This is a genomic window from Streptomyces sp. NPDC111744 (genome assembly GCF_055634995.1).
Genome location: NZ_JBVKCG010000001.1, coordinates 576446 through 589039 on the forward strand (window position 1 = coordinate 576446; position 12594 = coordinate 589039).

Annotated in this window: 13 protein-coding genes and 1 pseudogene; 3 read left to right on the forward strand and 11 right to left on the reverse strand. The window is 71.3% G+C overall.

Features of this window, described 5'->3' with window-relative positions; translation table 11 throughout:
• Window positions 1–26: 26 nt before the first annotated feature.
• The 5 genes and pseudogenes from ACZ7OO_RS02740 to ACZ7OO_RS02760 form a co-directional block, all read right to left on the reverse strand.
• Window positions 27–485 (reverse strand): helix-turn-helix domain-containing protein, encoded by a 459-nt coding sequence (locus ACZ7OO_RS02740; protein WP_471500788.1) that lies wholly within the window; start codon window positions 483–485, stop codon window positions 27–29.
• A 285-nt stretch (window positions 486–770) separates the two neighbouring features.
• Window positions 771–884: pseudogene (locus tag ACZ7OO_RS02745) on the reverse strand (DNA-binding response regulator); the annotation flags it as partial.
• Window positions 860–1111, reverse strand: a complete 252-nt coding sequence (locus ACZ7OO_RS02750; RefSeq protein ID WP_471501259.1) for a hypothetical protein — start codon at window positions 1109–1111, stop codon at window positions 860–862. The gene ACZ7OO_RS02750 and the pseudogene ACZ7OO_RS02745, both read right to left, overlap by 25 nt.
• A 197-nt stretch (window positions 1112–1308) precedes the next feature.
• Window positions 1309–1737 (reverse strand): DUF3017 domain-containing protein, encoded by a 429-nt coding sequence (locus tag ACZ7OO_RS02755; protein WP_471500790.1) that lies wholly within the window; start codon window positions 1735–1737, stop codon window positions 1309–1311.
• Window positions 1727–2581 carry a bifunctional methylenetetrahydrofolate dehydrogenase/methenyltetrahydrofolate cyclohydrolase gene (locus ACZ7OO_RS02760; protein WP_471500792.1) on the reverse strand — a complete coding sequence of 285 codons (855 nt, stop codon included), beginning with the start codon at window positions 2579–2581 and terminating at the stop codon, window positions 1727–1729. The genes ACZ7OO_RS02755 and ACZ7OO_RS02760 overlap by 11 nt, the downstream gene beginning before the upstream one ends.
• A gap of 229 nt (window positions 2582–2810) precedes the next feature.
• Between ACZ7OO_RS02760 and ACZ7OO_RS02765 the strand changes: the two genes are divergently transcribed.
• Window positions 2811–3410, forward strand: a complete 600-nt coding sequence (locus ACZ7OO_RS02765; RefSeq protein WP_471500793.1) for an RDD family protein — start codon at window positions 2811–2813, stop codon at window positions 3408–3410.
• Window positions 3411–3537: 127 nt separating this feature from the next.
• Here ACZ7OO_RS02765 and purH read toward each other — a convergent pair whose 3' ends face one another.
• Complete coding sequence (gene purH, locus ACZ7OO_RS02770; RefSeq protein WP_471500795.1) at window positions 3538–5103, reverse strand: bifunctional phosphoribosylaminoimidazolecarboxamide formyltransferase/IMP cyclohydrolase; 1566 nt, start codon at window positions 5101–5103, stop codon at window positions 3538–3540.
• The gene (gene purN / locus ACZ7OO_RS02775; protein ID WP_471500797.1) at window positions 5100–5729 is read right to left on the reverse strand and encodes a phosphoribosylglycinamide formyltransferase; all 630 of its coding nucleotides are present in this window, start codon (window positions 5727–5729) and stop codon (window positions 5100–5102) included. Before purN ends, purH begins: the two co-directional genes overlap by 4 nt.
• Before the next feature lie 371 nt (window positions 5730–6100).
• On the opposite strand from purN, the gene ACZ7OO_RS02780 reads away from it, so the two are divergent.
• Window positions 6101–6841: a hypothetical protein gene (locus ACZ7OO_RS02780; RefSeq protein ID WP_471500799.1), complete on the forward strand. Its 741-nt coding sequence runs from the start codon at window positions 6101–6103 to the stop codon at window positions 6839–6841.
• Window positions 6842–6870: 29 nt separating this feature from the next.
• Here ACZ7OO_RS02780 and ACZ7OO_RS02785 read toward each other — a convergent pair whose 3' ends face one another.
• Entirely contained in the window at window positions 6871–8490 is a 1620-nt protein-coding gene (locus ACZ7OO_RS02785; RefSeq protein WP_471500801.1) for a cell division protein PerM, read from the reverse strand.
• 96 nt (window positions 8491–8586) lie between these two features.
• On the opposite strand from ACZ7OO_RS02785, the gene ACZ7OO_RS02790 reads away from it, so the two are divergent.
• Window positions 8587–9429 (forward strand): RNA polymerase sigma factor, encoded by an 843-nt coding sequence (locus tag ACZ7OO_RS02790; protein ID WP_471500803.1) that lies wholly within the window; start codon window positions 8587–8589, stop codon window positions 9427–9429.
• 109 nt (window positions 9430–9538) lie between these two features.
• Here the strand turns inward: ACZ7OO_RS02790 and sucD are convergent, their stop codons facing one another.
• The 3 genes from sucD to ACZ7OO_RS02805 form a co-directional block, all read right to left on the reverse strand.
• Entirely contained in the window at window positions 9539–10423 is an 885-nt protein-coding gene (gene sucD, locus ACZ7OO_RS02795) for a succinate--CoA ligase subunit alpha (protein WP_352222980.1), read from the reverse strand.
• Window positions 10424–10450: 27 nt separating this feature from the next.
• Complete coding sequence (sucC, locus tag ACZ7OO_RS02800; RefSeq protein ID WP_351693433.1) at window positions 10451–11629, reverse strand: ADP-forming succinate--CoA ligase subunit beta; 1179 nt, start codon at window positions 11627–11629, stop codon at window positions 10451–10453.
• 416 nt (window positions 11630–12045) lie between these two features.
• A complete protein-coding gene (locus ACZ7OO_RS02805) occupies window positions 12046–12381 on the reverse strand; it encodes a hypothetical protein (RefSeq protein WP_471500805.1) in 336 nt (111 codons plus the stop codon).
• Window positions 12382–12594: the final 213 nt, after the last annotated feature.

The window sequence follows — 12594 nt, forward strand, 5'->3', positions numbered from 1 at the left end:
ACCTCGCAGGTCACAGGGCACTCAGCTCACCCGAGAACCACGGCACCGACGACCGTCACAAGGAGCAGTACGAGCAGCAGCAGGACCGCGGCAAGCAGCAGCCGGCCGTGCGGGCGGGGCGCCGGCTCCTCCGGGCGGTCCCACCAGGGGAGGGTGGGATCGTCCTCGTACTCCCCGGCGCCGGGCGGTCGTTCCGGCAGGTTGGCCGGGCGCGGCCAGGCCTGGAGGGCCAGTTCCCAGCGCACGGTGTGCCGTTCGGCGTCGGCGCCGGTGAGGCCCGCGACCCGGCACAGCGCGACGACGGCCTGCCGCGGCGGCGGCTGTACCGCGTTGAGGTAGCGCTGCCAGGAGGACTTGCTGTACGCAGTGCGGGCGCCCAGCGCGACCAGGCTGAGGCCGGTCTCGTCCTTGAGGAGCCGCAGCTGCTCCACGAAGTGCCGCACCTCCGCCGGCAGTCCCTCCGGCAGCGGCTGCCAGCCGCCCATCACACACCTCCGCGGCTTCTCGCGTTGCCAGTTCGTTGCCAGTTCAGACCGGGTGACGACGGTGGGCGGTCCGACGGTTCCCGCAGGCCGTGGCAGTGCGGACGGTCCGTGGCGGAACTGTCACCTCTGTGCCACAGCCGACGGACAGCCGTTGAAGAGCCGCCCCGCGGTGGGAAGGCTGAAACCCGACGGCGGTCCGTCCTGCTCGGGGGAGGGGACGGGCCGCCTTTCGGACAGCGGCCTTGCGAACGGCCCACCGATCTGCACAACGGTCCGCCGGTCGGCTCACCGGTCGGCCGGGCCGCCCGGTGTCACCAGTCCCGTCTCGTACGCCACCACCACCGCCTGCGCCCGGCTGCCCAGGTCGAGCTTGGTCATCGTGCGGTTGAGGTGGGTCTTCTGACATAGGCGATCGAGGCGCCCTGCATGACGGCGAAGACCACGACCGGCCACCGCCCCCGCAGGGCGACGGGCAGCTGCGCCAGCCCGATCAGCACATACGCCCGCGCGTCGAGCTGCGGCCAGCCCTGGGTGGGCGGCTCCCGCCCGAGCAACACGGCCGTCGCGACCGTCCCGCACGCGATCAGCGTGTCGACGGCGAGAGGGGGCGGGTTGCGCGGTCGCATCGCCGCAGCGTAACGCCCGGGTCCGGGGCCGGGAGTCAACCACCGGGAGTACCGCGGAAGTTGTAGGGGTTTCAATCGGGAGTGGGATTCGCCGGGGACTCCGGATCCCTACTTTGATCCAGGGGGAAGGGGAAGGCCCGCACCCACCGGGGGAGGTGCGGGCCACTCTTCGGCCACTTCTTCAGCCAGTTCTTCAGCTAGTTCTTCATCGTGAAGTGCAGCGTGTCCTTCAGATACGGGATCACCAGCCACGGCTGGGGCTGCGCCATCAACGCCAGCAGCACGATCGCCAGCCCCAGCACTCCGTACGTCGCGATGTCCGTGAACCGGGACCGCACCGCCAGCATCCCCACGCTCGGCAGTATCCACCGCATCACCGCCCCGGCGAGCAGCGCGGCCCCGATCAGCAGCGCACCCACCCGGAACTGGTCCAGCGAGGTCAGCAGCAACCCCACCGCGACGGTCGCCAGCACCACCAGCAGCGGCCACTGCCGGGCCGGCGCCGGCAGATCCCCCGACGCTGCCCTGCCGCCCCCCTCGGGGCGCGCCGTGTCCCGTGTGAACAGCGGGAAGCGCCGGGTCGCGCGGCGCCCCGCATCCTGCCCGTGACCGCCGTCAGCCGACACTGCGCTCCGCCGCCTCGACCACGTTGACGAGCAGCTGCGCCCGGGTCATCGGCCCGACACCACCGGGGTTCGGGGAGAGCCACCCGGCGACCTCGGCGACGCCGGGGTGCACATCACCGACGATCTTGCCGTCGGCGTTGCGGGAGACACCGATGTCGAGGACGGCCGCGCCCGGCTTGACGTCCTCGGGGCGGATCAGGTGCGGGGAGCCGGCCGCGGCGACGATGATGTCGGCGCGCCTGAGGTGGGCGGACAGATCGCGCGTGCCGGTGTGGCACTGGGTCACCGTCGCGTTCTCGCTGCGCCGGGTGAGCAGCAGCGGCATCGGGCGCCCGATGGTGACGCCACGGCCGACGACCACGACCTCGGCACCCTTGATCTCGACGCCGTAGCGGCGCAGCAGGGTCAGCACGCCGTTGGGGGTGCAGGGCAGCGGCGCGGGCTCGTTCAGGACGAGGCGGCCGAGGTTCGTCGGGTGCAGGCCGTCCGCGTCCTTGTGCGGGTCCATCAGCTCCAGGATGCGGTTCTCGTCGATGCCCTTGGGCAGCGGGAGCTGGACGATGTAGCCGGTGCAGGCCGGGTCGTCGTTGAGCTCGCGGACGACGGCCTCGATCTCCTCCTGGGTCGCGGTGGCGGGCAGCTCGCGCTGGATGGAGCCGATGCCCACCTGCGCACAGTCACGGTGCTTGCCGGCGACGTACTTCTGGCTGCCGGGGTCGTCCCCGACCAGGATCGTGCCGAGGCCGGGCGTGACGCCCTTCTCCTTCAGCGCCGCCACGCGGGCGGTCAGATCGGACTTGATCGCGGCTGCGGTGGCCTTGCCATCGAGAATCTGGGCGGTCATGGCTCCATCCTCGCGGATGCCGGTCTCCCGGTTCCAATCGGGTGTGCGGTCATGATCAATGATGTTGCACTTGCACAACACCTCGCGAATCGGACTGGACAACAACTCGCGGTTACTAAACGATGAGCGGCGCAGTATCGCGGTCCGGTGGGGGGCAAACCGCTCAGATCATGACGTACCTCCGTCCCAATCCGCGTCGTCCCCGCAGATCCAACGGAGGAAATCGGCCATGAGTTTCGGCTCGCCCAACAACCCTTACGGTCAGCAGCCGCAGAACCCGCAGCAGGGTCAGCCCGGCTACGGCTACCCGCAGCAGCAGCCCGGCTACCAGCAGGCCCCGCAGGGCGTGCCGCCGCAGCAGGGGTACGGCTACCCCCAGCAGCAGCCCGGCTACCCGCAGCAGGGTGGCTATGGCTACCCGCAGCAGGGTTACGGCGCGACGCCGCCGTACGCGAACTGGGGTCAGCGCTTCCTCGGCACGCTCGTCGACGGCCTGGTCTTCCTGGTGCCGTACATCCTGGTGCTCGTCGGCGCCAAGGTGAAGGCGCTGCTGTTCATCGGCTTCCTGGCCATCATCGCCGTCGCCATCTGGCAGCTGATCCAGGAGGGCCGCACCGGCCAGACGGTCGGCAAGAAGGCGCTGGGCATCCGCCTGGTGAAGGAGGCCACCGGCCAGCCGATCGGCGTCGGCATGGCCTTCGTGCGCCGTATCGCCCACTTCCTGGACAGCCTCGCCTGCTACCTGGGGTGGCTGTGGCCGGCGTGGGACGCCAAGCGCCAGACGTTCGCCGACAAGGTGTGCGGCACGATCGTGATCCGCAGCAACTGAGCGACTGAGCGACCGGCCGGCTCCCGCACACTCCAAGGGCCGTGTCCCCCGCGCAGGGGGACACGGCCCTGGTGTTCGGTCGCGGCCCTCAGCCGCAACCCTCAGTCGCCGTCCTCAGTCGTCATGCTCAGTGGAAGAAGTGCCGTGTCCCCGTGAAGTACATCGTGACGCCCGCCTTCTTCGCGGCCTCGATGCTCAGTTCGTCGCGCATCGAACCGCCCGGCTGCGCCACGGCCTTGACGCCGGCCGCGGTGAGGACCTCCAGGCCGTCGGGGAAGGGGAAGAAGGCGTCGGAAGCGGCGTAGGAGCCGCGGGCCCGCTCCTCCCCCGCCCGCTCGACGGCGAGCTTCGCGGAGTCCACGCGGTTGACCTGGCCCATGCCGACGCCGACCGAGGCGCCGTCCTTGGCGAGCAGGATGGCGTTGGACTTCACGGCCCGGCAGGCCTTCCAGGCGAAGGCGAGTTCCCGGAGCTCCTCGGGGCTCAGCGCCTCGCCGGTGGCCAGGGTCCAGTTGGCCGGGTCGTCGCCCTCCGCCTGGAGCCGGTCGGTGACCTGGAGCAGCACACCGCCGTCGACGGGCTTGACCTCGACCGGGTTGGCGGGGGCGCCCGGCGCCTTCAGCACGCGGATGTTCTTCTTCTTGGCGAGGGCCTCCAGGGCCCCCTCCTCGTAGTCCGGGGCGACGATGACCTCGGTGAAGATCTCCGCGACCTGCTCGGCCATCGCCCTGCTCACCGGCCGGTTCACGGCGATGACCCCGCCGAACGCCGACAGCGGGTCGCAGGCGTGCGCCTTGCGGTGCGCCTCGGCGACGTCCGAACCGATCGCGATGCCACAGGGGTTGGCGTGCTTGATGATCGCGACGCAGGGCTCGTCGTGGTCGTACGCGGCACGGCGCGCGGCGTCCGTGTCCGTGTAGTTGTTGTACGACATCTCCTTGCCGTGCAGCTGCTCGGCCTTCGCGAGGCCGCCGCCGTCGGCGTCGACGTAGAGGGCGGCGGGCTGGTGCGGGTTCTCGCCGTAGCGCAGGGTGTTCTCGCGCTCCCAGGTGGCGCCGAGGAAGTCGGGGAACCGGGAGTCGTCCACGGGGGCGTACTCGGAGGCGAACCAGGAGGCGACCGCCACGTCGTACGACGCGGTGTGCTGGAAGGCCTCGGCGGCGAGCCGCTTGCGGGTGGCGAGGTCGAAGCCGCCCTCGGCGACGGCGGCGAGGACGTCGGCGTACCGCTCGGGGCTGGTGACCACGGCGACCGAGGGGTGGTTCTTGGCGGCGGCGCGGACCATCGAGGGGCCGCCGATGTCGATCTGCTCGACGCACTCGTCGGGCGAGGCACCCGAGGCGACGGTCTCACGGAACGGGTAGAGGTTGACCACGACGAGGTCGAACGGCTCGACACCGAGCTCTTCGAGCTGCTGCCGGTGGCTCTCCAGGCGCAGGTCGGCGAGGATGCCGGCGTGCACCTTGGGGTGCAGGGTCTTGACCCGGCCGTCCAGGCACTCCGGGAAGCCGGTGAGCTCCTCGACCCTGGTCACGGGGACACCGGCGGCGGCGATACGGGAGGCGGTGGAGCCGGTGGAGACGAGTTCGACACCCGCCCCGTGCAGCCCGCGCGCGAGGTCTTCGAGGCCCGTCTTGTCGTAGACGCTGACGAGCGCCCGTCGGATGGGCCGCTTGTTGCTCTCGGCGGTCACTGGATAACTACCTTTCGTCCCTCGATGCGATGGCCGTTGCGGGCGATCCGCCTCACGACCTCGACGAGCAGGCTTCGCTCGACTTCCTTGATGCGCTCGTGCAGAGCGCTCTCGTCGTCCTCGTCCCGGACCTCCACCACGCCCTGAGCGATGATCGGCCCGGTGTCGACGCCGTCGTCGACGAAGTGGACGGTGCAGCCGGTGACCTTGACGCCGTACGCGAGCGCGTCCCGTACGCCGTGGGCCCCGGCGAAACTGGGCAGCAGGGCCGGGTGTGTGTTCACCGTCCGCCCGCCGAACCGTGCCAGGAACTCCTTGCCGAGGATCTTCATGAACCCGGCGGAGACCACCAGGTCGGGCTCGTGCGCGGCCACGGCCTCGGTCAGCGCCCGGTCCCACTCCTGCCGCGTCCCGAAGTCCTTCACCCTGGTCACGAAGGTCGCGATCCCGGCGCGCTCGGCGCGCGCGAGCCCCTCGATGCCGTCACGGTCGGCACCTACGGCGACGACCTCGGCGCCGTAGGCCTCGACGCCGCTCTCGGCGATCGCGTCGAGGAGCGCCTGGAGGTTGGTGCCGGATCCGGAGACCAGCACGACGAGGCGCTTGGCCACGGGCTTGGCGGCCACGGTTTGGCCCTTTCTCGGGGGAGCGTCGGTACGGCGGCCGGACTCGCACACGCTTTGTACATTCGTACGAGTGCTTCGCGCCCCGGGATACGGGGAAGTCTACGAAGCGGGCGACCGTCAGCAACGATACCGGCACACCGGACGGCCCCCACGGGACGGGGGCGTGGCCGGAAGGTAGCGTCTGGGAGGTACCGAGGCGGGAACGCGTGCGGGATACGACGCGTTCACGAAGTAACCAGCCGTTTCGTCCGCTGTATCGATCAGCCGTATCCATCAGCTGTATCCATGCAGTCGTATCCGTAAGCCAGTCACAGCCGTCAGCTCAGCCATCCGCTCTGTTCATCTTGATCTAGGGGAAGACGCTCACTTTGATGCCGGACCGCAGCCTGGGACTTCGTATGCTCCCCCCGCAGTCGGTACAGGGAGGGCCGCGTTCCGCCGTGCTGTTGCGGGAGCGGCCGGCCTCGCCGCCGGAGGCGCCCTCGGACCGGCCGAAGGGCGACCAGCAGGACGACAACCCCTTCGCCCCGCCGCCGGAGGGCACGCCGGACAAGCCGTGGCAGCCCCGCCGCCCGGCCGGTGACGGCGACAAGGGATCGCCCTGGGGCAGCCAGTGGAGCGACCGCCAGCCCGGCCGGCAGTCCGGCGGCTTCGGCGAGCGTCCCGACGAGCGTCCGGGCGACGGCGGTCAGGGCGGCCCCGGTGGCCCGGGTCTGCGCTTCGACCCGACGGACCCGGCACAGCGCCGGGCGCGGTACGCCCTCCTGTGCGGGATGTGGGCCTTCCTCTTCGCCCTCTTCGGCTGGCCGTACGTGGCACTGCTGCTGGGCGCCCTGGGCATCTACTGGGGTATCAGCGCGCTCCGCGCCAAGCCGCGCAGCCCCGAGGAGGCCACGGCCGCCACCGGCCGCCCGCAGACGACGGCGGCGATCAGCGGCCTGGTCACGGCCTCGCTTGCCCTGGGCCTGGTGGCGGCGACCTTCACGGCCCAGATGGTCTACCGCGACTACTACACGTGCGTCACGGACGCCCTCACCAGCGAGGCCAAGCAGTCCTGCGACCACCTGCTGCCGCAGGAGCTGCGCACCTTCCTGAGCACCACGAACAGCTGACGGGACGGCCGGAAGGGTCCGTCGGACCATCAGGTTCCGTCGGGGCTGTCCGGCGGCTCGGCTGCCTCTCGCAGCGCCGCCCACCGGGCCTTGCGTGCCGCGTCGTCCTGCCAGGTGGCGGGCGGGTCGGCCGACAGCATCTCGTAGGGCTCGGCGGGCAGCGCCTCGTACGTGTCGCCGTCGCCCTGGTCGGGCAGCAGCGAGACCACCACGGCGGGGGCCGGGCTCGCCGGGGCCTCGCTCTCCTTCTCCGCGGCCGGTTCCTCCCCGGGCTTCCGTTTCCCGAACCCGAGCCAGGCCGCAAACGAGGCCGGGCTCAGCCCCCGCAAGGCCCGCACCACCAGGGCCGCCGGCACGCCCACCACGAGGAGCCAGGCGCAGGTCGCCGCGCCCGTCTGCCACCAGAGCGGGCCGAAGCGGGTGAGCGTGGCGACACCCAGGGGGCCACCCGCCAACTCGGCGAGAGCCGCGAGCAACAGCGCGCACAGCAGTGCCGCCAGCGTCATCACCCCGGCCGTGCGCCCGGCGGACCAGCTCCGCCGGGCCGCCCTGCCCACCACGAACCACGCCATCGTCACCCCGGCCGCCATCGGCACCGTCCCGGCCAGGAGGTTCAGCGGCGTTCCCGGCCCGTGCGCCGGCACGGCCGCAAGCAGCGGCAAGGGCGGCAGGAGCGGGACCGGGTCGGCGGCAAAAGGGTTCACGACATGACCGGCGCCGAGCGCGAAGCCGGGGCCGACCGCGTACGACGCCGACCACACCGCCGCGTTCGGGATCAGCGAGAGGCACAGGAGCAGGACCGCGAACCGGCCGGTCCACCCCTCCGTCAGTTGCAGGAACGACGCCCGGGCCGTGTCACCGTGCGCCACCAGCGACACCGCGAGCAGCAGCGTCCCGCCCCCGAAGAACACGGCCACCCCGGCCAGGGAGGCACGGACGGCCGTACCCCACCGCACCCGGGTGTCCCGGCCGACGAGCAGTCGCCGTACCGGCCCCGGGAGCGCCACCGCCAGACTCAGCAGTGGCTCGCGCGGACGGCCGTACGCCGTCCACACCCCGGCGCCCGCCGCGGCCGTCGCGAGCAGCGGCACGGACACCGCCACCCATCCCCAGGCGGGCCGCAGTTCGCCGCCGGACGCGTACAGCGCGGCGCAGCCGCCGACGCCGAGGTAGCCGGCGACGACCCCGGTCCACGCCGTACGGGCCTGGACCGGCGGCGGTGCGTCGATGTCGTCGCCGTCGCCGTCCGAGGCGTCCACCGCGTCCCGCGCCCCCCGGTACACCAGCAGCGCCGGCAGCACGAGCAGCAGCAACGGCGTCACCCCGACCGGGGCCGGCGCCCCGGACAGGGTGTGGGCGCGGACCAGTTCGACCCCGTGGGCGAGGAGCCACAGCGCCGCCGCGAGATGCAGCGCGCCGCCCGGTCCGCTGTCGGGATACGGCGAACTGACCCACAGCGCCATCACCAGCACGGAGAAGAAGCCGAGTCCGAGCCCGGCCGCGATGGCGCCGCCCAGGAGGCTCGCGCCCAGTCCGGGGGAACGGTCGCGCAACCGGGTGAGCAGGAGCGACAGAAGCGACGGGCGCAACGGGCGCGGCGGGGGTGCCGACGGCGGTCGGTGTGCGGGCATCCGAATCACGACGGCCATGCTGCCAACGACACGCGCTTTCCCGTCGTAACAGGCAAACCACCGAAGTGTCGCCCAATATATGTTTATGTGTTTTTTCGAGGGAAGGTGCGCCCGGTGACGCAGAGCCCTGTCCACGCCGACGAGGCCGTACCGTCCGCTGTCCTGACGCCCACTCAGGCCTTCGACGCGCTGTACGCGTTCTGCGCCCCGGCCCTGGTACGGCAGACCTATCTGCTCACCGGGCGCCGGGAGCTGGCGCGGGAAGCCGTCGAGCGGGCCTTCCAACTCGCCTGGCAGAACTGGCCGCAGGTGGCCCGCGACCGGGACCCGGCCGGCTGGGTGCGGGCGGTGGCGCACGAGTGCGCGCTCTCCCCCTGGCACCGGTTCCGGCTGCGCTACCGCCAGCCCGAGTCCCCACCGGCCGACGCGGCCGACCGCGCCCTGCTGGACGCGCTCCTCAAACTCCCGCCGTCGTACCGCCGCACGCTCCTGCTGTACGACGGTGTCGGCCTCGACCTGCCGGAGACGGCGGCGGAGACGGAGGCGAGCACACCGGCGGCGGCGCGGCGGCTGACCCACGCGCGGCGGGCGGTCGCCGGCGAGGTTCCCGAGCTGGCGGACCCCGCCACGCTGAACCGCCGGCTGGCCGAACTGGCCTCGGCGGAAAGCCTGCGGGCGGCCCGGCCGACCGCCGTGCGGACCTACGCCGAACGCAGGACACGTTTCTGGACGCGGTCCGCCCTCGCCTTCACGGCGACGATCGTCGCGGCGACGACGCTCACGCTACGGACGGCACCGACGCACTACGAGGCGCCGGTCGGCCCGGCACAGGCGATCAGCGGGGTACCGGCGGAGGTGGGGCTGGGGCCGTTGTCGGCAGGGGAGCGTGCACTGCACGCGAAGCTGCGGCAGGAAGCGGCGAACGGCCCGGAGCGGCTGGTACCGACGGCGAGGTGAGTGGGTTCGGCCGCGGGCCGGTGGGGCTGGTCGCGGGTTCCCGAAACGCCGGCAGGCCCGCCCCCACCCCGGGGACGGGCCTGCCGACGCTCAGCTGTCGTACGTGGCGTCAGCCGGCGAGAATCTCGCGCGCCAGCTTCGCCGTCTCGGTCGGGGTCTTGCCGACCTTGACGCCCGCGGCCTCCAGGGCCTCCTTCTTCGCCTGGGCGGTGCCCGACGAACCGGAGACGATGGCGCCGGCGTGGCCCATGGTCTTGCCCTCGGGCGCGGTGAAGCCCGCGACGTAACCGACGACCGGCTTGGTCACGTTCTCCTTGATGAACGCGGCCGCACGCTCCTCGGCGTCGCCACCGATCTCACCGATCATCACGATCAGGTCGGTGTCGGGGTCGTCCTGGAACGCGGCGAGCGCGTCGATGTGCGTGGTGCCGATGATCGGGTCGCCACCGATGCCGACGGCGGTCGAGAAGCCGATGTCACGGAGCTCGTACATCATCTGGTACGTCAGCGTGCCGGACTTCGAGACCAGGCCGATACGGCCCGGCTTGGTGATGTCGCCCGGGATGATGCCGACGTTCGACTGGCCCGGGGTGATGATGCCGGGGCAGTTCGGGCCGATGATCCGGGTCTTGTTGCCCTTCTTGCCGGCGTACGCCCAGAAGGCCGCCGAGTCGTGCACGGCGATGCCCTCGGTGATCACGACGGCCAGCGGGATCTCGGCGTCGATGGCCTCGTCGACCGCGGCCTTGGTGAACTTCTCCGGCACGAAGATGACGGAGACGTTGGCGCCGGTGGCCTCGATGGCCTCCTTGACGGTGCCGAAGACCGGTACCTCGGTGCCGTCGAAGTCGACCTTCTGACCGGCCTTGCGCGGGTTGACGCCGCCCACGACGTTGGTGCCGTCGCCCAGCATGAGCTTGGTGTGCTTCATGCCCGTGGCGCCGGTCATGCCCTGGACGATGACCTTGCTGTCCTTGTTGAGCCAGATAGCCATGGTGTGTTCTGTCCTCGTCCTGAGTGCTTACTTGGCGGCGTGGGCCAGCTCGGCGGCCTTGTCGGCCGCGCCGTCCATGGTGTCGACGCGCTGCACCAGCGGGTGGTTGGCGTCGGTGAGGATCTTGCGACCCAGTTCGGCGTTGTTGCCGTCGAGGCGGACGACCAGCGGCTTGGAGACGTTCTCGCCGCGGTCCTCCAGGAGCTTCAGCGCCTGCACGATGCCGTTGGCGACCTCGTCGCAGGCGGTGATGCCACCGAAGACATTGACGAACACGGACCGGACGTCCGGGTCACCGAGGATGATCTCCAGGCCGTTCGCCATCACCTGGGCGGAGGCGCCACCGCCGATGTCGAGGAAGTTGGCGGGCTTGACGCCGCCGTGCTTCTCACCGGCGTACGCGACGACGTCCAGGGTGCTCATGACGAGACCCGCGCCGTTGCCGATGATGCCGACCTCGCCGTCGAGCTTGACGTAGTTGAGGTTCTTCTCCTTGGCGGCGGCCTCCAGCGGGTTGGCCGCGGCCTTGTCGTGCAGCTCGTCCCAGTCGTGCCGGAACTCGGCGTTGTCGTCGAGCGACACCTTGCCGTCCAGGGCGAGGACCTCACCCGAGACGACCTTCGCGAGCGGGTTGACCTCGACGAGGAGGGCGTCCGACTTGATGAAGGTGTCCCACAGCTTGACCAGGATGTCGGCGACCTGATCGGCGACGTCGGCCGGGAACTTCGCCGCGGCGACGATCTCCTTGGCCTTGGCCAGGTCCACACCGTCGATCGCGTTGATCGGGGTCTGGGCGACGGCCTCCGGACGGGTGGCCGCCACCTCCTCGATCTCCATGCCGCCCTCGACGGAGGCGATGGAGAGGAAGGTGCGGTTGGCACGGTCGAGGAGGAAGGAGACGTAGTACTCCTCGACGATCTCCGGGGCGGTCTCGGCGATCATGACCTTGTGGACCGTGTGGCCCTTGATGTCCATGCCGAGAATGTCCGTCGCCCGGGCGACGGCCTCGTCCGCGGAGGCGGCCAGCTTGACGCCACCGGCCTTGCCGCGACCACCGACCTTCACCTGCGCCTTGACGACGGACTTGCCGCCCAGACGCTCGGTGATCTCGCGCGCCGCCTCAGGCGTGTCGATGACTTCACCGGCCAGCACCGGTACATCGTGCTTGGCGAAGAGGTCCCTCGCCTGGTACTCGAACAGGTCCACGCGCTTCCGTCCCTATCAGTGATCTCGCGGTTCGTTGGATGCGTGGGCGTGCCGCGAAGGGCAACGTGACGTCCGCAATGTGTCACAAGGGAGGCGCACACGGTGTCCGAGCGCGCGGCATGTCCGTCTCGCAGATTATCGCCGCTCGCGGGGGGTCTCTAAATCAGGGGTCACACCTGAGCGGTGATACCTGTCACATGATGCCGGGTATTGCGGGTTCTGGTGGCACCGCGTGCCGCCTTGCGGACAATGTGCGAGGCCTCACCGGGCTGGGGTTGGCCCGGTGAGGCCTCAGGCCCCCTTCTGGGGGGCGGGCGGCCGGTCCCCGCCCCAATGGGGACCGGGCGGCCCGGACCGAGGGATTCCGACCGGACGGACCGACGGCATTCGGCCGTCCGGGCCGGGCGCCCCCGGAGTCAGACGGAGTAGAAGTAGCTCCTGGCCTGCGGCCCGGGGACGTACTCCGAGGTCAGGGACACGGCGCCGATGCCGGTGCCGGTGTCGATGCCGGAACCGGAGCCGGTGGCCGCGAGCATGGTCGCCGCCCGCCTCTGCAGGGCCTGGGCGTGCGCCCTCGCGGTGGCCTGGGCCTTGACCGTGGCCTGTGCGGCCCGTGCCGCCCGGGCCCCCTGGATGGCCTGCGCAGCGCGGATCCTGGCCGCCCGGCCCGCCTCCTGCCGGCGTGCGGCGTCGTCGGTGGCTATGAAGTCGTCGGTGGCTATGACGAGGGAGCTGCCGATGTTCTTGTTCATGCGTACGTCAGTCCTTCGGGGCTCCGGTGCGTACGTCACGCAGCTGCAGAGCCGGGAGGCTTCCGGTGGGCCGGAAGCGCGGCTGGGGACATCGCCGTCCGGAGCGGTGGGAGGGGAATCCACGGGGGATGCCGAGTGGGATGCCGCGGAGGGGGATCCGAGGCACGGGATCCGCAGGGGTCCGAACGGACGGGCAGACCTGTTCCGCCCCCG

Bases quoted from the DNA above. Each gene is read 5' to 3' on its own strand.
- sucD (WP_352222980.1), bottom strand. From the start codon at position 10,423: ATGGCTATCTGGCTCAACAAGGACAGCAAGGTCATCGTCCAGGGCATG.
- ACZ7OO_RS02760 (WP_471500792.1), bottom strand. From the start codon at position 2,581: ATGACCGCCCAGATTCTCGATGGCAAGGCCACCGCAGCCGCGATCAAG.
- ACZ7OO_RS02750 (WP_471501259.1), bottom strand. From the start codon at position 1,111: ATGCGACCGCGCAACCCGCCCCCTCTCGCCGTCGACACGCTGATCGCG.
- ACZ7OO_RS02780 (WP_471500799.1), top strand. From the start codon at position 6,101: ATGCCGGACCGCAGCCTGGGACTTCGTATGCTCCCCCCGCAGTCGGTA.
- ACZ7OO_RS02785 (WP_471500801.1), bottom strand. From the start codon at position 8,490: ATGGCCGTCGTGATTCGGATGCCCGCACACCGACCGCCGTCGGCACCC.
- ACZ7OO_RS02740 (WP_471500788.1), bottom strand. From the start codon at position 485: ATGGGCGGCTGGCAGCCGCTGCCGGAGGGACTGCCGGCGGAGGTGCGG.
- ACZ7OO_RS02765 (WP_471500793.1), top strand. From the start codon at position 2,811: ATGAGTTTCGGCTCGCCCAACAACCCTTACGGTCAGCAGCCGCAGAAC.
- ACZ7OO_RS02805 (WP_471500805.1), bottom strand. From the start codon at position 12,381: ATGAACAAGAACATCGGCAGCTCCCTCGTCATAGCCACCGACGACTTC.